A 21,365-nucleotide genomic window follows, 5' to 3' on the forward strand; every position below is an offset into this window, starting at 1 on the left:
TTAAAGCTATTTTTTACGTCTACAAATATCGTGTTTTTTTAAGAATTGCCGAAATATTTTAACTCTTAAAAAAGCACAAAAAAAGGCTTTGGAAAGCCAAAACCTTTTATTTTCTATTCAATTTTTAATCTTACAATCCTATTACCGGCATTGAAAGCATTAAGATATTTTCATTTTCTTCCAGTCCATCCAAAGGCTCGATGATTCCAGGTCTGTTTGGCTGAGACATTTTCATGGTGATATCATCTGCGCTTAAAATTCCCAACATTTCCGTTAAAAATTTAGAGCTGAAACCAATGTTGATGTCCTCCCCGTTGTAATCGCAAGGAATCTGCATGTCTGCTTTGTTTGCATATTCTGTATCTTCTGCGTGAAGGTGCAAAATGTTACCTGAAAGCTTAAATCTTACCTGATTGGTAGATTTATTAGACATAATTGAAGCTCTTTTAATTGCACTCAATAAAAGATTTCTGTTGATTGTCAATAGATTAGGGTTTTCTTTTGGAATTACCGCAGTATAATTAGGATATTTACCGTCGATTAATCTACAAATCCAGATATTTTTATCAAAAGTAAATTTAGCCATGTTATCATTAAATTCAATGATAACATCACCGTTTGTACTTGCTAAAATATTTTTAAAGATATTCAAAGGCTTTTTGGGCATGATGAATTCCATTGGCTCAGGATTCACCAAGTCTGTCCTCTTATAAACGACCAATCTGTGAGAATCTGTAGAAACAAAATTGGTTTCGTTTTCTCCAAACTGGAATAAAACCCCTGTCATTACCGGACGAAGAGAATCATTACTTGTTGCAAAAAGTGTATTGGTAAGAGCTTCAGACAAAACTCCTGATGGAATGCTCACTATTTGTGAAGCATCAAATTCCGGAAGCTCAGGATAATCGTCAGCATGATCTAATGCCACGGCAAAATTATCTTTTTCGTCTAAAATCTCAAGAAGACTTCCTGTACCTTCCGCATTGTCTTTTACTACAAAAGTAAGCGGCTGCTCACCATAAGTTTTTATAAAATCCTGAAAAATCTTCGCAGGTACAGCGAATTTTCCTTTATCGTCAGATTTTACTTCAAGCGAAGTTACCAAAGTTGTTTCACCATCTGATGCTGTGATGGTAACGTTGTTTTCGTTGAGTTCAAAAAGGTAATTTTCTAAAATCGGTCTCGACTGAGAACTTGAAATCACTCCACTTACCGTTTGTAAAGCCTTCTGCAGTTCGCCACTTGAAATAATAAATTTCATATGTAGATTATTATTGTTTTTTATAGGTCATATGTAATCGCAAAACTAAAACAAAAGTTTATTTTAGAAAACAAACGCAATTTCATAGATTTAAAAATAAGTTTTTACAAATATAACAAATAGAAAATAGATGGAAAAGAATAATGTATAGAGTTATTAACAAAAATCATTATTCTGTTTTAAGGCTAATGATAATATTTAAATTTTTGTAATCATCAATTTTACTATCGAAAATCTGAGTATTATAATAACTGATAATCACTTTCTTTTTAAGAAGAGACTGGTATTCTTTAGGCAAATCCAGATCAGATTCAATATTTGAAATCCAATAAAATTTATTTAAAATCTTATTCTCACCCACCAAATGGAAAACGACGAAATTATCTTTCTCAATTTTTGTAATAGTACCACTAATCAACATTTCAGAAGATTTTTCAAACTCAGCTTCTTCATTTCCTTCTTTCATAATGTTTTTAAAAGCTTCAGGACATTCAGAGGCCATTAGTAAACCGACCTGCACACCAAATTCCTGCATTTTACTATGATCTCCAATATCGGCAACCAAGTCGATATTAAAATCTTTTTTTAATTCTTTTTTATAAGGCTGATAATGTTTAAAAGCACAAAGCCCGAACTGCAACTGTCTTTCGGAAGCTGTTTTGTTGGAAACATCCACGTTTTTTACACACTCACAAACTTCTTTTGTGAATTTCTGTTTGTAATCCTGTGCTATAAAATAATTTGAAAATAAAATGTAAAATAGAAGAAATATAGTTTTTTTCATCTGCAAAAATAAATTAGTCCTCAAATATAAGAGAAAAACCGCTGAATTATAAGAAAATGTATCTTTACTAAAACAAAAAATGCGAAAACCAACCATTATAAAAAGTTTAAAAAACGCTTTCAACGGACTCTTGCTCATGTCAAAATCTGAAAGGAATTTTCAGCTTGAAATTTTAGCTTTGTTCATCAATATCTTTTTAATTTTTTATCTAAAACTTTCGCCAATTGATACAATTTTAATTCTGATTGTTTCATTTGGAGTTTTGTCTGCTGAAATTTTTAATACTGCCATCGAAAAAATATGTGACTTTATCCAACCCGAATTCAATAAACAGATTGGTTTTATTAAAGATATTTCTGCAGGAGCAGTGATTTTAATGGCAATCCTGTCTTTAATTGTCGGAATTTTGGTGTATTGGAAGTATATTTTCAATATTTAATTAAAACCAAGCTTTCTATTTTTTCCGTCAATAAAAATACAGTGATTGAGGAAGATTTTATTACCAATCATTCCAGACATTCCTGTGAATTTCATTAATAAGAACTGTGCGTCGGAGAGACCTTCTACATAAGTAATTTCCTGAACAGGAATCTCAATATTTTCAAACTTTATACTCTCATTACATTCGGTTGTAAATGTCGTCAAAACACGATTCCAGGATTTTGCATTTTCAGTTTTCACTTCAGCATTTTTCAATTTCAATTTTTCCCATTCTTCTTTGTAGGTAAGAAATTCGTAAGCGCTCGTTCCGGAATCATAAAGAAATTTCCTTTCCTTGCCTTTCAAGACTCCTGAAATAACAATTTTTCTTTTATTAAATTTAAAATCGATCAGATTAGACTTAAATGCTTTTGGAATATCAGAAATATTCAAAAACACAAAATCATTCCTGAAATCAATCATCGTTTTTCTATCCTCCAAAACATCTGCACCTAAAGTTCCAATAATTTTTATAGAATCATTATCCGATTTTTTATTTTTAAAAATCTTAAACTGATTTGACGAAATTTCGGTGTTTCCAATATGAATTACAGCTTGAGCTCTTTCATTTTTTACAGAAATTTCCTTTATATTTTTAATGGAATTAAAATAGAACTGAGTGTACGGAGAACCTGTATCAAACTGTAAATAATAAGTTTCGGAATTACCTTGAAAATGAATTGGCAACAACATCACATTCTTATCACTTCCCAACCAGATTACAGGAATATTACCACTTTCATTTTTTATGTTTAAATAATTTTCTTCAGGTGTAAATTTTTGATTGAAATAGAAATATCCACCGGATAAAATCAAGATTAAAAGAATCAAAAAAGTAAGGGCAATTCGTTTAAAAAGTTTCATTATATTTTTTTCGGCAAGATTAGCTTTAAAAATCATTTCCAAACGAAAAAAACAGGCGACATTTTTACGACAGTTTCACAAAACAGATTACAAAACACTGTTTTTCAACCTGATAACCAGGTCTCTATTTTTACTCAAACTGACTCCGTTTTTTAGAATGACAAGCAATTTTGTGAGTATAAAGAGTAATAAAACAATAATAAAAAGAGGGAATTTAATTGATAGAAGTTTCTGAAGAAATGGTGTAATAATTAACAAAACGGAAATAAAAACAGCCAAGACAATCTGAAAACTCACAATCTCTATTCCCAACATCCTATTGGTTTCATCTTTTGTTTTTAAGGTAAGAATTAAAGGAAAAATTACCCCGCCAAACGGAATTATCAATCCGCATAAAGCTGAGAAGTTAATCAGTTTTGCACGTTCAACGCTAATACTTTTTTCTTCAGTGAAAAATAATTCTTCAAGTTCAGTATTCAAAGTTTTTGCAATTGCTTTCAGAGTAAACCCTTTCATCACACTCCCCGACTCGATTCTCTGGATTGTTCTTAAAGAAAGTCCGGAATTTTCAGCCAATTCAGCCTGAGTCAGATTCTTTTGTTCGCGAAGTGTTTTTACTTTGTTTTCCATTGAATCAAATTTAAACTTTATCAGTCTAAAACCAACTGTATATTTTGATGTGACTCTATAATCTCAACCAGAATTTCAAAAATGGTTTGTCCTTTTCCTGCAATTAAATAATCTAATTTCTGTTGAATCAATTCTATATTAAATGGTTTTCCAATTTTGATCTTGTTTTGATAAAATTCTTTAGTCAAATCAAAACCTAAATCTATTTTTGATTTCTGAGAATCTTTCCAAGTTATATCTGAATTGATCCCATACAAAATATCATCAAAACCATCCAAAGTTCCGATTTTCCAATCTTCATCTTTCATAAAAAGTTGAGAGACCTCTTCATAAAAACCTTCTAAATTTGAAAAATGACTGCCACTGATGACAGTCATTCTTTTATGGTGACTTTTATTACTCATTTTCACAATATTCAAATTTAAGTAGAAAAACCAATTTGTTTACTTTTTAAATTTCAGAAAATTATTTTTTAATAAACTTTATCCTTTCATTATCAATAAGAATAAAATAAATTCCGGAATTTAATTCCGAAACTCTGACTATGTTATTATTCTGATTAACATTACCTGTTTTAATAAACTGTCCTGAACTGTTGAAAATTGTGAAAACAGCTTTCTTCTTTAATCCTAAAATCTTAATTTCATTTTCTGCCGGATTTGGCGCTACTGAAAAATCTGAATTGCTGAGAGCATCTTTCACTGATAAAGTACTGTTTCCAACCCAATTGGAAGTAGTACCCGATAAAGCAAAATTCAACAATGTACCGTTTGCTGTGTTAAGTTCATCATTAGCGGTGGTGACAGTCGGGTTGTTTCCATTGGCTATTCCCTGATCAAATTTGTAGTATGAAACGAGTCCTACCTGTGGTAAAACCAAAGGACTATTCATGTTAGAAGCTATTTGAGATTGAGTTCTTACCGTATTCCAAATTCTGAATTCATCAATAGTTCCTTTAAAAGGCTGTGCTCCATCTGTTCTTGATCCAAGCGTCATTACATTTTGAGTTCCTGTAGAGGTAGTACCACCGTCTGAAAGAGTTTGTGCAATACCATTAAGGTAAATCGCCGTCGTGTTACTGGTCGAGGATCTTGTAACAGCTATATGATTCCAAGCATTCAAAGTAAGTGTACTGCCAGTGGTAAAATTATTGGTTCCACTTATATAAGCATAAAGATTTCCTGAAGCACTTATTAAAATAGTGACATAATTAGAATTTGTTGTCTGCATAAAAAATACACGGCTGATTGGAAAAGCAGTAGGCTTTATCCTTGCTTCAACCGTAAAATCCTGACTAGCAACATTATTAAACATTGAGGGTACACCACAAGTAACATAGTCATTTGAGCCATCAAAATCCAGTGCATTTCCGGATTGAGCCTTAGAAAAAATCATTGTAAACAATGAAAACAATAGGAAGTAGTAGTTTTTTATCATGATCTAGCTTTTAATTTGTTTAAAATTAGTAAAAAAAAATAAACAAGTATTGCATTGAAAATAAACTATTTAATATAAAATTTAAGATTCCTCAGGAAAATAAAAAGGATTCGAATATTTTTGTATCCGAATCCTTTTTTTATACTGAATTTTAATTTCTGCTATTTAAAATACTCCACTCCGTTTTTAAAGATATTGTGATAATTCGCTGTTGGAATATTTTTCATCAAACCTTTAGCAAAACGTTCAGGGTGCCCCATTCTACCGAAAATTTTTCCATCCGGACTTGTGATTCCTTCAATTCCGAACAATGAGTTGTTTGGATTAAATGGCATTCCGTGAGCGATGTTTCCTTCTAAATCTAAATATTGAGTAGCAATCTGTCCGTTTTCATACAACTTCTGAATTTCAGTTTCTGAAGCCATGAAACGACCTTCACCGTGAGAAATAGGAATCGTGAAAACCTGATCTTTCATTCCTTTCAACCAAGGAGATTCGTCATTTAATACTTTCACATTCACCATTTGAGAAATATGTCTTCTGATTGCATTGTGAGCTAAAGTTGGAGAATTTTCATCCAAATCCTTAATTCTTCCGTACGGCAATAATCCTGATTTTACCAAAGCCTGAAAACCGTTACAGATTCCGATGATCATTCCGTCTCTGTCGAGTAATTCGTGAACGGCATTTCTCATCTTTTCATTCTTCAAAACATTCACGATAAACTTAGCTGAACCGTCCGGTTCATCACCCGCAGAAAACCCTCCGGAGAATGCTAAAATCTGCGACTGTTTAATTTCTTCTACCCACGCATCGATACTTTCATCAAGCAACTGATGATTGATATTAATCAGAGGTAAACTGCTGACAATTGCACCTTCTTTTTGGAATGCATTCAGCGTATCGTATTCACAATTTGTTCCTGGGAAAACCGGTGCAAAAACTCTTGGTTTCGCCAGTCCGTGTTTCTTAATGATGATATTTCTTGGGTTGATTGAGTTCAATTTTGAATCTAATTCAACCGTTATTTTTTCTTTTTCAACCGTTGAGAAAAGGCCCTCAAAAGTTTTCGTATTGACTTCAAGTAATTTTTCGATTTCAAAATTCAAATCACTGATTTTTAGCAAATTTGAATTTTCAACTTCACCGATTAGTTGAAGATCAACAGAACTTAATTCTTCAGTCGATTCAATGATTAAACTTCCGATATTTTTAGCTAATAAAACGTTCTCATCAACGATATTTGTTTCAGCTCCCAATCTGTTTCCGAAACTCATCTTGGCTAAGGCAACTGCAACACCACCTTCTTTCACAGTCTTCACTGAAACAATTTTTCCAGCTTTGATATTTTCTAAAATCAATTCGAAAACTGTCTTCAGATTTTCATAGTTTGGAAGTCCGTTTTCCTGTGGAATATGATTGAAGAAATACAGTTTATTTCCTGCCTGTTTAAATTCCGGAGAGATCACATTTTTCTTTTCTCCGTTGGCACAAGCGAATGAAATCAACGTTGGCGGAACATTCAAATCCTGATACGTTCCACTCATAGAATCTTTACCTCCAATCGCTGCTAAACCGAAGTTAATTTGGGCATCATAAGCTCCTAAAAGAGATGCTAAAGGCTTGCCCCATTTTTCAGGATCCTGACCCAATTTCTCAAAATATTCCTGAAAACTGAATCTGATATTTTTATAATCGCCACCCATCGCAACGATTTTGGCAACACTTTCTACAACCGCATAAGAAGCTCCCAACAATGAGTTTTGCTTTGAAATTTCAGCATCAAATCCCCAACTTGCCAAAGAAACCGTTTCGATGTCTTTTGCTCCTAAAATAGGTAACGTTTGAGCGCTTCCTTCCATCAAAGTCTGCTGATATTTTCCACCTAGAGGCATCGCAACCGTAGTCGCACCAATCGATGAATCGAACATTTCCAACAAACCTTTTTGAGAAGCAACATTTTTATCGCTTAAAATTTTTAAGAAATTCTCTTCGTTAAAAGTCTGTGCTTCTTCTTTCAATTCATTAAGATGCGTGATCTTAACTTCCTGACTTTTAGAACAACCGTTTGTATCCAAAAATTCTCTTGAAAGGTCAACAATTTTATCGCCTTTCCAGAACATCTGCATTCTGCCGGAATCTGTAACTTTCGCAACTTCTACAGCCACAATGTTTTCAGCTTCACAGAACTTGATGAACTGCTCTTTATCTTTTGGTTCAACCACAACCGCCATCCTTTCCTGAGATTCAGAAATAGCAAGTTCAGTTCCGTTCAAACCTTCATATTTTAAAGGTAAAACATCTAAATTAACTTCCAAAGAATCAGCAATTTCACCGATAGCAACGGAAACTCCACCCGCTCCAAAGTCATTCGATTTTTTGATCAATCTCGTCACTTCAGGATTTCTGAATAATCTTTGGATTTTACGTTCTTCAACGGCATTTCCTTTCTGAACTTCAGAACTCATCGTGTGTATTGAAGTTTCATCCTGTTCCTTCGAACTTCCGCTTGCTCCACCAACACCGTCACGACCTGTTGCACCTCCTAAAATAATGATTGAGTCGCCAGCTTCAGGCTTTTCACGTCTCACCCAATCCACAGGAACGGCTCCGGCAACGAAACCAACTTCCATTCTTTTTGCTTTGTAGCCTTCATCGTAAATCTCAGAAACCATTGTAGTTGCCAAACCGATTTGGTTACCATAAGAAGAATATCCGTTTGCAGCCTGTTTTGTGATTGTTTTTTGAGGTAATTTACCCGGTAAAGTCTGATCTACTGATTCCAAAACATCTGCAGCTCCCGTTAATCTCATCGCCTGGAAAACGAAAGAACGTCCAGACAAAGGATCTCTGATGGCACCACCTAAACACGTAGAAGCACCACCAAAAGGTTCAATTTCCGTTGGGTGATTGTGTGTTTCGTTTTTAAATAATAAATACCACGGTTCTTTTTTACCATCGTACTCAGCTTCGATTTGGATGGTACAAGCATTGATTTCATCAGAAACCACCAAGTTCTCCAGGTTGCCTGTTTTATGGAAATATCTTCCGCAAACTGTTGCCAAATCCATTAAAGAAATAGGTTTCAATTCGCGTCCTAAGAATTTTCTTTTTTCGATATAGTCATTGAAAATAGTTTCCAATGTATGTTTAAACTGTCCTTCAAACTCAATATTTGACAGTTCTGTTTCAAATGTTGTGTGACGACAGTGGTCGCTCCAATACGTGTCTAAAACTTTAAGTTCAGTTTCCGTAGGATTTCTCTGTTCAGTTTTAAAATATTCCTGAATGAATTTTAAATCATCCAAACCTAAAGCAAAACCGTGATTGTTAAAGAATTCTTCCAGCTGAGCATCATCAAAATTGATAAAACCTTGGTGAACAATTACTTTTGACGGTGTTTCTTCCGCAGGAATATTTAAAGTTGATAAATCTTTCTCCTGAGATTCTACTTTATTGATCAAAAGGTCTTTGATCTTAACTAAGTCAGATTCAGAAACACCTTCGAACTCGATGAGTTTACCGCTTCTTACTTTAGACTTCTCATTCTCAGTCAGTAAAGCAATACACTGCTGTGCAGAATCTGCACGCTGATCGTATTGTCCAGGTAAGAATTCTAATGCGAAATGAGTTCCTTGTGCAGGATTTTCTTCGATTAAAATATCAGTAACCGGATCTACGAAAGTACTGTTGACCACTTTTTCGAATTCACCGTCGTTTAATCCAAAAATATCGTAAACGTTATACACTTTTACGCTTTGGATAGACGGCACCACCGCTTTTACTTCATCAAAAATTTTTGGACTTTCTACATCGAAAATTCCTCTTTTTTCTACGAAAATTCTTTTGTTTTGAGACATTAGATGTCAGATTTTATATATTAAATATTATATTTTCAATAATGAAAGATATTTTTAAAATTTCTTTCCCGAATAATTATGATGTAAACTTAAAATTTCAAAATGCGGATCTCTTTCATAAAGCAAGTATGAACCGTCAGCGAGAATAACAGCAGAACATCCACACTGTCTTTTCTTTTTGAAAATAATTCTTTTAAGTACTTCCTTCTCATCAATAATAATAGATTTATCCCACAGCTTTAATTTGTTGAAGCTTTTGCCTGGTTGTCTAAAATTATAAGCCACAGCTGTCTGAAATGTCTCGTTGAAATTTAAAACATGATCCTGAAAACCTTTCAAAACATTGTTCACATGATCACTATCCATTTCATCCAACCGATCCCAACAGTCTTCATTTTTAAAATCGTACTTAATAAAAACCGTATCTTTTAGTTTTAAGTTTTTTGAAATTAAATAATTTTTAAACTCTTCATGTTCTTGTTTTGTCAGTTGAAAATCTTTTAAATCAGATGACTTAATCTGAGCAAAAGTTTTAACGGAAATAAAACTCAGGAAAAATAAAAAAAGTATTTTTTTCATCATAATTAATTTAATAAAAAAAATGCAGCCCAAAAGACTGCATATCAATTATACTTTAAGATCAGCCTCCAAGCCAATCAGCTCTTTGTTTGCATCGATAATTGGCTGAACTTCATTAGCAATGAATTCTTCCGTCTGAATGGGTGCAAAACCGATGAAGTTTTTAGGGTCAAGAACTTCTTTTAATTTTGATTTGTCTAATTTCAACGAATTATCGTTTAAGATTCTTTCGATCAAATCGTTTTCTTTTCCTTCTTCTTTTACCTGCTTGGAAGCTTCCATAGAGTGAACTCTGATTACTTCGTGGATTTCCTGACGGTCACCACCAGCTTTCACTTCTTCCATGATGATGTACTCAGTCGCCATAAAAGGAAGTTCTTCCATAATATGTTTATTGATTCTGTTTGGATAAACAACAATTCCGTTCATGATGTTGTTCCAGATTAATAGAATTGCATCAACCGCTAAAAACGCCTGTGGAATCGTCAATCTTTTGTTAGCAGAATCATCCAAAGTTCTTTCAAACCATTGTGTTGAAGCGACCATTGCAGAACTCGTCGTCAAAGACATCACGTATTTTGCGAGTGCTCCGATTCTTTCACTTCTCATTGGATTACGCTTGTAAGCCATTGCAGATGAACCGATTTGGTTTTTCTCGAATGGTTCTTCAATTTCTTTAAGATTTTGAAGAAGACGTAAATCGTTTGTAAATTTATGTGCAGATTGAGCGATATTTCCCAATAAAGCTACCACTTTAGCATCGATCTTTCTGTCGTAAGTCTGTCCGGAAACTCCGAAAACTTTCTCAAAACCAAATCTTTTTGACAATTCCTTATCCAAATGTTTTACTTTAGAATAATCTCCGTTGAAAAGCTCAAGGAAACTTGCTGCAGTTCCTGTTGTTCCTTTTACCCCTCTGAATCTTAATGTTTCTAAAAAGAAATCCAATTCTTCGATGTCAAGAACCAAACTCTGTAACCAAAGTGTTGCTCTTTTCCCGACAGTTGTTAACTGAGCCGGTTGGAAGTGCGTGAAACCTAAAGTCGGTAAATCTTTATATTGAATGGCAAAATCAGAAAGATTTTTCATTACGTTGACCAACTTTTTCTTTAAAATCAAAAGTCCGTCACGGATTTGAATTAAATCTGTATTGTCTCCTACAAACGCCGAAGTAGCTCCCAAGTGAATAATTCCTTTTGCAGAAGGCGCCACATCACCATAAGCGTGAACGTGAGCCATCACATCATGACGGAATTTCTTCTCGTATTCAGCAGCTTTATCGTAATCGATATTGTCGACATTGGCCTTCAACTCTGCAATTTGCTCGTCTGTGATGTCAAGACCCAAGTCTTTTTCAATCTCAGCCAACGCGATCCAAAGCTTTCTCCAGTTCTGGAATTTGTTGTTGTGAGAAAAATTAAACAACATCTCTTCGCTTGAATAGCGTTCTTCCAAAGGATTTTTGTAGGAATTCATTCTTTACTTTTACTTTTTTATAGATATGCAAAAGTAAGATTTTTTGATGAGAATTGAAAGAGGTTTAAAAAACTTCAACTGGCGGAATTTTAAGTGAAAAGATGAAGTATATTTTGATTTTTTCAACGTAGTAAGTGCAAAACTTCAGGCGTGTTCTTATATCCGAAAAGGCTTTGCGCATTTAACCACAAAGAGCACTAGGATCTCACAAGGAACACTGGAAATTTGTAAACTTAGTGAAAAACCTTTGTGCTCATTGTGGTAAAAATAATGACACAAAAGGTTTTCAGATATGCTAAAGTGCACTAAGTACATTTTTAGATAAAAAAACGCCGCAGAAAAACTGCGACGTTAAAAAAGAAATGTTTTTTAGTAAGTATATAAATAAAATGTTTGGTCTATTTTATGGTCCACATCGAACCGTTTTTTGTGGTTGTCTTCTCCAGTTTCCCCTGTGAAGTCAGGTCGTTCAGCATATTTTCGCTGTCTTTTCTTCCGTTTCCGGAAAGTTCTGTAAACTCTTTTGCAGTTAATGAGCTGTATTTTTTAAATAAAGATTCCCAGTCTTTTGCAAATTCTGACTTTTCAGCTTTTGGATTAACTGTAAGAATTGCAGTTTCGTAAAAAGGATAAGGTTTTGAACCGTAAACCATTTGTTTTTCGCCTTTATTATTCACGAAAAAGATTGTAGGAAAACCTCTTACACCCAATTCTCTCGCCATTTTAAGATCATCTTCAAATAAAGTTTTTGCTTTACCTTCAAAATCTGATTTTAACTGTTTCACATCAAGACCCACTTTTTCAGCAGCCAAAGTCATATTTTGCCATTTGGCGATATTCTTCTTTTTCAGGAAAACCAATTCTCTCAGTTCTCTCATAAAAAGTATCGCTTTTTCTTCACTCTGCAACTGCGCTGCTTTGAAGGCAATCGACGGTGGATAAGAAGAATCCAATGGATCCTGCAACCATACATCGCCATCAATCGGCATGTCGTAGTAACCGCTTACTTCGTCCCAATGTTGGGCAACATCAGACGGCTTGCTGATGCCTCCGCTGTTGTAGCTCCAGTCTGGCAGAAGTCCGCCCATGTGGTATTCTACATCGATTTCTTTTCCGTATTCGAGTTTCATTTTTCTCAACTGAGGCTCGATTCCCCAGCAGGATGAACAGATTGGGTCTGTAAAATAGATTACTTTGACAGATTTTTCGGTTGTATCAATAGTTACTGAACCGTTTTCTTCACTTCCCGAAACTCCACAAACTCCTGTTTCAGGGTCGCAAAGAAGTGGGTTGTTTGTCTGTGTACTCATTTTCTTATTCTTTTTTTTGTCGGTCTGACCGCTGCAGGACAAAGACAGGATGCTCAGGCTACAGATGATCAAATTTCTATAAAATCTCATTAGAAATTCTCTTACTTCAGCAAATCTAAGACAATGAAAATTCTAAAATACCATGAGTTTCATTTTGGAAACCGGTTTCCTCGAAGAAACTACCTATCTGAAAATTTGTATCTTTGAACCCTAAATAAAAACAATATGAAAAAAACATCAACCGTAAACAATAACGCTATCTGCAAGCATCGCATGAATGCAATAAAAGATACTGTAGAACTGCTTTCAGGCAAATGGAAATTCCATATTGTGGGGACGCTTTTGCAGAGTAATAAGATGAGATTTATGGATCTGCTCCGTGAAGTGGATGGAATTGGCGCAAAAATGCTTTCAAAAGAACTTCAGGATCTGGAGATGAACCATCTAATTACAAGAGAAGTTCTCGACACAAAACCTGTAACTGTAGAATACGAAATCACGGAATTTGGCAAAACTTTGGCTCCGATTATTGATGAAGTGGCGAATTGGGGGATTAATTACAGGACGAGTTTGTATGGAAGTAAGACGGAAATATCTGAATAATATTTCACATATACTATTTCATAGAAAAATGTTAGTATGACAAAAGATGTATTTTTACAATTGTTACGGAAATGTTCAATCTCTTCATACGATTTTGCAAAGAATTATGTGCTTAATGATCTTCCAGCTACTTTTTTGTATTCTGTAAATTTAAATGATTCCTATGACGAACCCGCACAAACACAATTTGATATATATCCTGAAGATAGTGGAAAAAAGATAAAGTTGATCGACGAAAAACAAGTTGTGGAACTTCTGTGCAGAAAAAACAAAGTTCCTGTTTGGATTGATATCTCTGTAGAATGTGTACATAAAAACAAAACAATTTTCAGCTTAGATTGTGCCGGTCGTTATTCGGATGATGAAAACGAATTTTACTACAATAATGGAGGAACTGGATCATTTGGCATAAAAAGTCCTGTATTTCCTGTCGACTTTATTGAAGGTGAAAAATTTAGACTGAAAGACAAGTATAAAAAATCGTGGTTAACCCTTCTTAAGGAATATTTTAATTTAAGTAATGATTTGTTAGAAAAATTATCTTTTTACAGCATCACTCCTTTTAAACGCATCCACTTTCAAATAAGCATCATTCTTTTCTTTCTCATTTTTATCCGAAATTAAAATTCCGAAAAGATGGTCGATTTCGTGCTGGAAGATGACGGCTGTGAAACCTTCAACTATTTCGGTATATTTCTGACCTTTTAAATCAACATATTGCAGCTGAATGACTTTGCTTCGGTAAAACTGACCGTGAAAATCGGGGATGGAAAGATCGCCCTCGGGACCGAGATTCTGAAATTCGGATTTCCATGTGATGACAGGATTCAGGAAGTACTCCAACGGTTCGCCTTCTTTGTCGAAGCGCTGTACCCAGATTACTTTTCTGTTGATTCCCACTTGAGGTGCGGCAATGCCTACTCCACCGTCGGTGGATTGAAGCGACGCTTTCATTCTGCTGACCAAAACCGATGTATTTTTATCAAGCGGATCGATGTCGGCGGAAATGCTCAGTAATGTTTGATGCTGATGATCTTCTGTAGTCTGGTAAATAGGTAAAGCTATTGTTATGTCGCCTTGATTGATGATTTTCAGTTCATCAGGAGTGAATTTCTGGGCGTTGATAAAACTGATCAGCAGAACGAAGAGCAGAGAGATTTTTTTCATTTTGGTGGAATGTTGAGCAAAGATATTAATGTTTTTTTAAACAAAGTAATTGTCATTCGATGGGAAATCTAAGAGTTCTGATCCTTTCAGGATGACAAACAATGTGTATAAATTCTTCTCGCAGATTCAACAAATTAAGCAGAAAAAATCTGCGAAATTTCCATAATCAGCGTGACATTAAAACTTGGCTCCTTTTACTTTTTACCTGGCTCTTTCTAATAAGTTTTCGTCATATCTTCCGGAATGATAAGATTGAAATCTGTTGGGATATAATCTTTCGTGGGAACTTTTAATTCCGGGTCTTCTGATTCGAAGACTGAGATTACGGCCATTTTAAGGTTTGGGTTTTTCTGTTTGATGTACCAGTAGATGCCGCCAAATTCTTTGCTGTGGTAATTTCCGTTGTAGTGGATGAATGTTTTTCCGGACTGGAAGTTTTTTAAAATTGATTCAGCCATCGTTGCGTCTTTGATGGCTTGGGCTGAGACGAAATTCATTACTTTCATTTCGTCGGCGTGGTCGCCCATCATGGTTTTCATTTCAGGATAACCAGGAGTTTCGAGAGTGACTTTTATTGGAAGCTGAGCAATATAGGTTTTTTCTTTTGCTGATAATCTGTTTAACGATTCAAGACCTTCCTTTGAGGTTTGGGAAGCGTATTTTCTTGGAACATTGGTGGCGATGAATTTAAGTTTTTTGTCTTTCGCAAAATCTACCAAAGGTTTGTAATCTGTAGCATAATTATTCCACAATCTTGCGGAGTCCTTGAATGTTTTCGCATCAAATTTTCCGTTTAGATACTGATCCAACTGAGACTGATTATCTCTTTCAAACATTTCCGCGCCGAGAATTAACTGTCCATTTTTCTTTTCAAATAAGGCTTCGGTAATTTTGAGCTGAAGCCAGTGGTTGATGGAATTGTTGTGGTTTTCGCCAAAGAAAACGACGTCATATTCAGCTAATTCTTTAACCAGCTTTTCGGATTTTATTTCCTTTCCTTTTTTGTCGTAGAATTGGTAGGGTTTGAAGCTCTGCGCATTAAATGAACATAAAATGACCATTAGAAATAAAGAGAATATACTTTTCATTGTTATTTTTTTACAGTTTTTATTACTAGAATGTTTGTCATTCCGTAGGAATCTAGACACAAATCTTTCCAATTTAATCTCTAATAATTCTGCTTAGATCCCTACGGGATGACAAACTATGTGGAAATATTGTTTCGAAGGTAGACAAATTTACAATTTAAAATCAAAAAGGCCGCCTTGCAAAAACAAAACGACCCTATCAATTAATCTAACTTTTTAGTTTTCCAAGCCTGCTACAAGGTCTTTCCACTCCTGCAGTTCAGGGATTCCCGGTTTTCTTTTTCCGAAGAACTGTACGATGAAATCTCCTTCTTTATTGAATACTTCGATTGCGGTTACTTCGCCGTCTTCGGTTGGTTTTTTTACAATCCATGCTTCAGCGATTTTAGTTACATCAAGGTGTAAATTGAAGTCAGGATCCATCACGTTGAACCATTGCTGGTGCCACATTGTTTTCTTTACTTCACCGGTGTGGATCTGGATAATCCCTCTGTTTCCAACGAAAATCATGATGGGTAAGCTCTTTTCAGAAGCTTCTTCAAGAACGTTGACCACTTTTGAATTGTCGATTTTCTTGGCATAACCTTCCGGAGCCAGTCTCAAAGCCTGAGTTCTTGAAACACCGTATTTTCTGGTCATCATAAAGAAATCGTGGGTATCTTTTAATTCTGTCCATGACTTTTGGAAACCTACCACATCAATTTCAGAATCTGCTTTTTCTTCTGCTTTTGGAGCAACATTTTCAAATTCCAAAGCAGCATTTTGATCATCCGCTTTAAATTTCTCAACGATTGTATCGAAAGCTTCAGCATTGCTGTCTTTCGTTAAATAGATTTTGTGCAGAGCCAAACCGTCTTTTCCGAAAAACTGAAGACTTTTTCTGTCGCCTTCCACTACTCCGAAAGCAGATTTCCAGTGGTTCTGGAAAATTCTCAAGTCGATATCTTCATTCACGAAAAGCTGCGCGTGCGGGCTGCTGAAATCTCCGTTTTTGTAAACGCCTTTTCTTTCGTGAACACATTCGTCGTTTCTCGTTAAAGCCATTACTTTTCCTAGCTGCTCAACTTCGGTTAAGATGTTTGCAAATTCAGGTTTTAAAACGGTAACGCCTTCTCCAACGTTGGTTGCCAATAATTCAGCTTCGCTTACGCCTAACTGATCTGCTGCATTTCTTATTCTTAAATGTGGGTTTTCAGCTTTCAGAGCTTCCCATTTTTCTTTTAATTCGTTAACTAAAGTGCTCATTTATTTATTTTTTGATTGTTAAAACTGTGTATAATCTTGTAACGGTTTCGCCGCCTGCTTTACTTTTTACCTGCTCTTCTTTTTCTGAAATTTTCATTCTTTTGAAATGACTTTTAGCAACCGTTTCTTCCATTTCATCGGAGTTGTAGAGTTTAAAATCATACTGCGTGAAAGGCAGAGTTTCCATAAAATCACGCTGGCCGAACGTAAGAACAAAGGTTCCGCTGTCTTTTAAAACCCGGTAAATTTCATTTAAATAATCTACAGGCTGTTTCCAGAAATAGGCTGTGTTGACGGTAAATATTTTGTCGAAAGTCTGATCTTCGAAAGGCAGTTTCGTTCCTTCATACAATACAAATTCCGCCTGATCTTTAAATTCATCATTTAATCTTCTGGCTTCATTGTGCATGGTTTCAGAAATATCTATTCCTGTATATTTTAAATCTTTTGCCAAATTTAAAATACTTTTTACATGAGCGGCATTGCCGTGGCCGATTTCGAGAATACTTTCGCCATCTTCAATTAGAAGTGTTTGTATACTTTCAACCGTCATTCCGATGTTGGTGGCATTCATCATTTCGGCTACTTTCAAACCAGTTTCGCCTTCCGGATTAGCGAGATTCTGTGCTAATATTTTTAAATCTTTGTCTTCCATATTATCCAAAAATAATCATAGGGTTGCTGGTGATTGGGTGGTCACAAATGGTACAGGGAAAATTGTACGCTTCGCTGATATTTTCTGCTGTGAAAACTTCTTCGGGCGTTCCGTAGGCTGCTACTTTTCCGGATTTCATCAATAAAATTTTGTCTGCGTACTGAGCCGCTAAATTTAAATCATGAAGAACAACCACTGCTGAATTTTCATTCTGAGTGAAATTTTTAATGATCTCCAACGCTTTATACTGATGTTTTACATCCAGATTATTCAAAGGTTCATCAAGAAAAAGAAGTTTTTGGGTGATTTCATTTTGCAGCTGAGCCAAAACTCTCGACAAATGAACACGCTGTTTTTCGCCGCCGGACAAAGTGTTGTATTCTCTGTCTTTTAAATGGTATACGTCCGTGTGATGCATCATTTGGTCTGTTGCCTGAAGATCTTCCTCTTTCGGCTGGGCATCAAAATAGGGATAACGCCCCATCATCACAACATCTTTTACTTCCAGAGGAATGTCGTTTGAATTGTGCTGGGAGAATTTCGCTTTATGTTTAGAAAGCTCAGTAATTTTCCAGTCGGTGATGTTTTTATCTTTAAATAAAATCTCCTGTGCACTTTTCACTTCATTAGCCAAAACACTCAGAAGGCTTGATTTTCCGGCTCCGTTGGGACCGACGATGGCTAAAAATTCACCAAAGCCTAAAGACACATCCACATTATTCAGAATATGAAATTCTTTGTGTTTATAACTGATCTGCTGTGCCTTAATCATTAGATTGACTTTTTAAATTTCATTAAAATAGCGATGAAAATAGGACCTCCGATTAACGAAGTTAAAATCCCGATCGGTAATTCTGAAGGTGCAACAATACTTCTGCTGATGGTATCGGCAATTAAAAGCAAAATACTTCCCAAAACCGCTGATAAAGGCAGAATGAAGGTATAATTTGATTTGAATAAAAGCCTTAAAATGTAGGGAACAATAAGCCCTACGAAACCGATCGTTCCTGAAAAAGCAACGCAGGTTCCGATCATTAAAGAAGTAATGATGATAATCTGTTTTTTTAATCTCTCCACATTAATTCCCAAATGCTGAGCATCTTTTTCGCCTAAAAGCATTGCATTCAGAGCTTTTCCCTGAGGGAGTAAAATAATGTAGGAAACAGTGAGAACCAGTGCGAGAATCAAATTTTTCATCCATGTGGCACCTGCAAGACTTCCCATATTCCAGAAAGTAAGGTCTCTGAGCTGCTCGTCTTTTGAAATATAAATCAGAAATCCGGTAATTGAAAACCCGATGGATGTGATTGCAACACCGCTCAAAAGCATCATGACAACATTGGTCTTACCTTCACTGGTAGATATTCTGTACACCAGCAACATGGCTCCCAAAGCCCCGAAGAACGCTGCAATTCCTGTAAGCGAAAACTGAATCATCTCAGGAAGATACTGTCTGAAATATCCTCCTAAAACAATTGCAATTGCCGCAAGCAAAGTCGCTCCCGAAGTTAAACCAATCGCCTCTCCCGTTGCCAGAGGATTTTTAAACAAACCCTGTAAAGTTGTACCTGAAACAGCCAAAAGACTTCCCACTAAAATGGCCATGATAATCCGTGATGCCCGAACATCCCAAACCACATATCTGTCGCTCAAAGATAAGTCGGAATCGCCTTTTATCACTTTTAATAAAATTTCAAAGGCAGATTTTCCTCCAAAATCGTACACGCCAATATTAAGAGACCATACTGCTATCAAGGCGAGCAGTATGGTACTTAGTGTGATGTAAAAATATAGTTTACTTTGCGTTTTCAATTAGAAGTTTGTTTAATGAAACTGCAGCCTCTCCCAGTCTTGGTCCGAAACCTGAAATAAGGCCTCCATCCATAGCAATCACTTTTTTGTTTTTTCCGGCGTTGGTTTGTGCAACTCCAGGAGCTTTCAAAACACCTTCGATTCCTCCGGAGCTTTCCAGTCCGCTTGAGAATAAGAACAATATGTCAGGATTTGCTTTAACTACCGCTTCCGGAGTTAACGGTTTGAAATCTTCAAAATCATTCACTGCGTTTTCACCGCCTGCAATTCCGATCAATGCTGCCATCGGTGTGTTTCTACCTGAAACCATCATCATATTTCCTCTTGCGTAGATGAAAAGAACTTTTGGTTTTTTAGTCAGCGTCTGAACCTGTGCTAAATCTGAATCAATTTTATCATTTAATTGCTGATAATCATTATTTCCGATGGCTTTTGCTACGTCAGCGATTAATTTTTTTGTTCCTTCCACAGAATATTCCTGCTTGAACGTTTCAGTTTTGATGCCTGAAGATTTTATTTTACCCATTAAATCAGGGTTAATGTCTTTGTCTGAAGCTAAAATCAAAGTTGGAGAAACAGCCATAATCGGCTCGATTGTGATTGATCTTACGTGACCTAAATTTTCAGCAGAAGTTTTTAAACCTTCCGGATAAGTGCTGGTAACATCAGTTGCAACGATTTCTTTTTCGTGACCCAAAGCGGCAACGATTTCTGTAATTCCGCCGTTTAAGGTTACAATTTTATGGTTGGTTTTCGGAGCTTCAGCTTTTGCTTCGGTGTTGTTTTCTGTTGATTTTGTGTCTTCTTTTTTGCAGGAGTAGACTGCGATGAGCATGGATGCTGCTAATATGAATTTTTTCATTTTTATTTGAATTGTTGGATGTTTATATGATGGGTGCTGGATGTTGGGTGTTTGATGTTTGATGTTTAAACCAATTTTTCTTTTCCCCAACCCTAAAGGGAGGAAAAATTGTTTTCAATCTACTACAAAGGTTTGAATTCAAATGATGGGAAGCCTCTTTCTCCGGCCTGTCCTTCGCTGTCGTTTGTAGCTTTGGTTAATCTTGTGAACCTCAGTTTGAAATAATATCCGTCTGCATCTTTTACGACATAAAAGCGATCTCCGAGTACTTCAGGACCATTTACTCCTGCGGTTGATCTCCAGTTGGCCCCTAAAACCCTCTGGTCGTTGTAGATGAATTTGGACTGATCAATATTGGCAGCTTCAAATTTATTGTACGCATTCACCCCGGTTTCCGGTGCTGTAACTTTAACCTCATAAACACCGACATTCCCGACATTATTGTGTTGAATAAAATCTGCATAAATGTAACTTCCCGTTCCAGGAATAATATTCAGACCCACTGAAAAGCAAAGATCCCATTTCTTTTTCTCCGGCTGGATAGAAACCTGTGCAGCCGGTTGAGCAGTAAGATGATTCAAGGTAACAAAGCTGTAGTTGTATAACTGATTTTTAGCAACGGTAAATTCTTTGTGTGTGGTATCATCCAGTTTAGCATATTTGATTTTATAACCTTCGCCTGCTCTTACCACCTGAATTTTCATCCAGCCTCTCGGATCTCCGTTATACGTAACTGCACCAATTGCAACAGCGCCATGGTAGACATCTTTTCCCATGTTTACAAGATAAATTCCATTATCAGAATCTAAAGATTTAACTTCGCCGACAGCGGTGTATCCTGTAGGAAAATTTCCTGCAACATCATCTATATAAGCTTCGTTGGCAGCACTGAAACTGGCTACCTGCACCAAAGGCTGAAGAGTTGCAACATTAGCAGTGGTAACTGCATCTATATTGGTTGCACCAGGAATTTTGGTGGCTGCCATCTGAATAGATGAATTCAAAATTACTTTAAACGAACTTCCTGAATAGAAAGCAAAATCCCAGTCGGTTCTTTTTGTTTTAATGAATTGGTTTTCGCTTAAATCAAACCAGATTTGATTGGGCTGTGTAGCTCCGCCAACACTTAAATTTACCAAAGCTCCGTCGATAGGTGCTACTGCTATAGCGTCTTCGTTGTCATTGATACAAGATGTAGTTAGTAAAGCCGTCCCAAATAATAATCCAAACAGTATTTTTTTCATTTTCAATA

The 21,365-nt window shown here is 35.7% G+C and carries 21 protein-coding genes; 3 read left to right on the forward strand and 18 right to left on the reverse strand.

The window, feature by feature from the left end; genetic code table 11:
• Positions 1–130: 130 nt before the first annotated feature.
• Complete coding sequence (gene dnaN, locus AC2A1G_RS14045) at positions 131–1,261, reverse strand: DNA polymerase III subunit beta (RefSeq protein ID WP_484047541.1); 1,131 nt, start codon at positions 1,259–1,261, stop codon at positions 131–133.
• A 169-nt stretch (positions 1,262–1,430) separates the two neighbouring features.
• Complete coding sequence (locus tag AC2A1G_RS14050; protein WP_484047542.1) at positions 1,431–2,045, reverse strand: hypothetical protein; 615 nt, start codon at positions 2,043–2,045, stop codon at positions 1,431–1,433.
• Between the two features lie 79 nt (positions 2,046–2,124).
• On the opposite strand from AC2A1G_RS14050, the gene AC2A1G_RS14055 reads away from it, so the two are divergent.
• Entirely contained in the window at positions 2,125–2,484 is a 360-nt protein-coding gene (locus AC2A1G_RS14055) for a diacylglycerol kinase family protein (RefSeq protein ID WP_484047543.1), read from the forward strand.
• On the opposite strand, the gene AC2A1G_RS14060 is transcribed toward AC2A1G_RS14055, so the two are convergent.
• The 8 genes from AC2A1G_RS14060 to AC2A1G_RS14095 all read right to left on the reverse strand — a co-directional run bounded on the left by AC2A1G_RS14060 (position 2,481) and on the right by AC2A1G_RS14095 (position 12,681).
• Complete coding sequence (locus AC2A1G_RS14060) at positions 2,481–3,389, reverse strand: hypothetical protein (protein WP_484047544.1); 909 nt, start codon at positions 3,387–3,389, stop codon at positions 2,481–2,483. The two genes, AC2A1G_RS14055 and AC2A1G_RS14060, sit on opposite strands and share 4 nt — an antisense overlap.
• An 87-nt stretch (positions 3,390–3,476) precedes the next feature.
• Positions 3,477–4,019 carry a helix-turn-helix domain-containing protein gene (locus tag AC2A1G_RS14065; protein ID WP_484047545.1) on the reverse strand — a complete coding sequence of 181 codons (543 nt, stop codon included), beginning with the start codon at positions 4,017–4,019 and terminating at the stop codon, positions 3,477–3,479.
• A gap of 20 nt (positions 4,020–4,039) precedes the next feature.
• The gene (locus AC2A1G_RS14070; RefSeq protein WP_484047546.1) at positions 4,040–4,423 is read right to left on the reverse strand and encodes a barstar family protein; all 384 of its coding nucleotides are present in this window, start codon (positions 4,421–4,423) and stop codon (positions 4,040–4,042) included.
• A gap of 61 nt (positions 4,424–4,484) precedes the next feature.
• The gene (locus AC2A1G_RS14075) at positions 4,485–5,456 is read right to left on the reverse strand and encodes a LamG-like jellyroll fold domain-containing protein (protein ID WP_484047547.1); all 972 of its coding nucleotides are present in this window, start codon (positions 5,454–5,456) and stop codon (positions 4,485–4,487) included.
• Between the two features lie 161 nt (positions 5,457–5,617).
• The gene (locus tag AC2A1G_RS14080; RefSeq protein WP_484047548.1) at positions 5,618–9,316 is read right to left on the reverse strand and encodes a phosphoribosylformylglycinamidine synthase; all 3,699 of its coding nucleotides are present in this window, start codon (positions 9,314–9,316) and stop codon (positions 5,618–5,620) included.
• Between the two features lie 54 nt (positions 9,317–9,370).
• Complete coding sequence (locus tag AC2A1G_RS14085) at positions 9,371–9,895, reverse strand: hypothetical protein (RefSeq protein WP_484047549.1); 525 nt, start codon at positions 9,893–9,895, stop codon at positions 9,371–9,373.
• Between the two features lie 48 nt (positions 9,896–9,943).
• Entirely contained in the window at positions 9,944–11,371 is a 1,428-nt protein-coding gene (gene purB / locus AC2A1G_RS14090) for an adenylosuccinate lyase (RefSeq protein ID WP_484047550.1), read from the reverse strand.
• 398 nt (positions 11,372–11,769) lie between these two features.
• A complete protein-coding gene (locus AC2A1G_RS14095; protein ID WP_484047551.1) occupies positions 11,770–12,681 on the reverse strand; it encodes a DsbA family protein in 912 nt (303 codons plus the stop codon).
• Between the two features lie 225 nt (positions 12,682–12,906).
• On the opposite strand from AC2A1G_RS14095, the gene AC2A1G_RS14100 reads away from it, so the two are divergent.
• Together AC2A1G_RS14100 and AC2A1G_RS14105 are read left to right on the forward strand one after the other, a co-directional pair.
• Complete coding sequence (locus tag AC2A1G_RS14100; RefSeq protein WP_484047552.1) at positions 12,907–13,284, forward strand: winged helix-turn-helix transcriptional regulator; 378 nt, start codon at positions 12,907–12,909, stop codon at positions 13,282–13,284.
• Positions 13,285–13,320: 36 nt separating this feature from the next.
• The gene (locus AC2A1G_RS14105) at positions 13,321–13,908 is read left to right on the forward strand and encodes a hypothetical protein (protein ID WP_484047553.1); all 588 of its coding nucleotides are present in this window, start codon (positions 13,321–13,323) and stop codon (positions 13,906–13,908) included.
• On the opposite strand, the gene AC2A1G_RS14110 is transcribed toward AC2A1G_RS14105, so the two are convergent.
• From AC2A1G_RS14110 to AC2A1G_RS14145, 8 genes are all read right to left on the reverse strand, one after another.
• Positions 13,822–14,451 carry a peptide deformylase gene (locus AC2A1G_RS14110; protein WP_484047554.1) on the reverse strand — a complete coding sequence of 210 codons (630 nt, stop codon included), beginning with the start codon at positions 14,449–14,451 and terminating at the stop codon, positions 13,822–13,824. The genes AC2A1G_RS14105 and AC2A1G_RS14110 overlap by 87 nt on opposite strands.
• Before the next feature lie 215 nt (positions 14,452–14,666).
• A complete protein-coding gene (locus tag AC2A1G_RS14115) occupies positions 14,667–15,539 on the reverse strand; it encodes a ChaN family lipoprotein (protein ID WP_484047555.1) in 873 nt (290 codons plus the stop codon).
• 216 nt (positions 15,540–15,755) lie between these two features.
• Positions 15,756–16,784 carry a hemin-degrading factor gene (locus tag AC2A1G_RS14120; protein ID WP_484047556.1) on the reverse strand — a complete coding sequence of 343 codons (1,029 nt, stop codon included), beginning with the start codon at positions 16,782–16,784 and terminating at the stop codon, positions 15,756–15,758.
• A 4-nt stretch (positions 16,785–16,788) separates the two neighbouring features.
• On the reverse strand, positions 16,789–17,439 hold the full coding sequence (locus AC2A1G_RS14125) for a class I SAM-dependent methyltransferase (protein ID WP_484047557.1): 651 nt from the start codon (positions 17,437–17,439) through the stop codon (positions 16,789–16,791).
• Between the two features lies 1 nt (position 17,440).
• Positions 17,441–18,211, reverse strand: coding sequence for a heme ABC transporter ATP-binding protein (locus AC2A1G_RS14130; RefSeq protein WP_484047558.1), 771 nt, complete (start codon positions 18,209–18,211; stop codon positions 17,441–17,443).
• Positions 18,211–19,251 carry a FecCD family ABC transporter permease gene (locus AC2A1G_RS14135; protein WP_484047559.1) on the reverse strand — a complete coding sequence of 347 codons (1,041 nt, stop codon included), beginning with the start codon at positions 19,249–19,251 and terminating at the stop codon, positions 18,211–18,213. The genes AC2A1G_RS14130 and AC2A1G_RS14135 overlap by 1 nt, the downstream gene beginning before the upstream one ends.
• Positions 19,235–20,113 (reverse strand): heme/hemin ABC transporter substrate-binding protein, encoded by an 879-nt coding sequence (locus tag AC2A1G_RS14140; RefSeq protein WP_484047560.1) that lies wholly within the window; start codon positions 20,111–20,113, stop codon positions 19,235–19,237. Before AC2A1G_RS14140 ends, AC2A1G_RS14135 begins: the two co-directional genes overlap by 17 nt.
• 122 nt (positions 20,114–20,235) lie before the next feature.
• Positions 20,236–21,357: an HmuY family protein gene (locus tag AC2A1G_RS14145; RefSeq protein WP_484047561.1), complete on the reverse strand. Its 1,122-nt coding sequence runs from the start codon at positions 21,355–21,357 to the stop codon at positions 20,236–20,238.
• Between the last annotated feature and the right edge of the window lie 8 nt (positions 21,358–21,365).

The sequence above is a fragment of the Chryseobacterium sp. HNCC26DJ240 genome, from assembly GCF_057180485.1.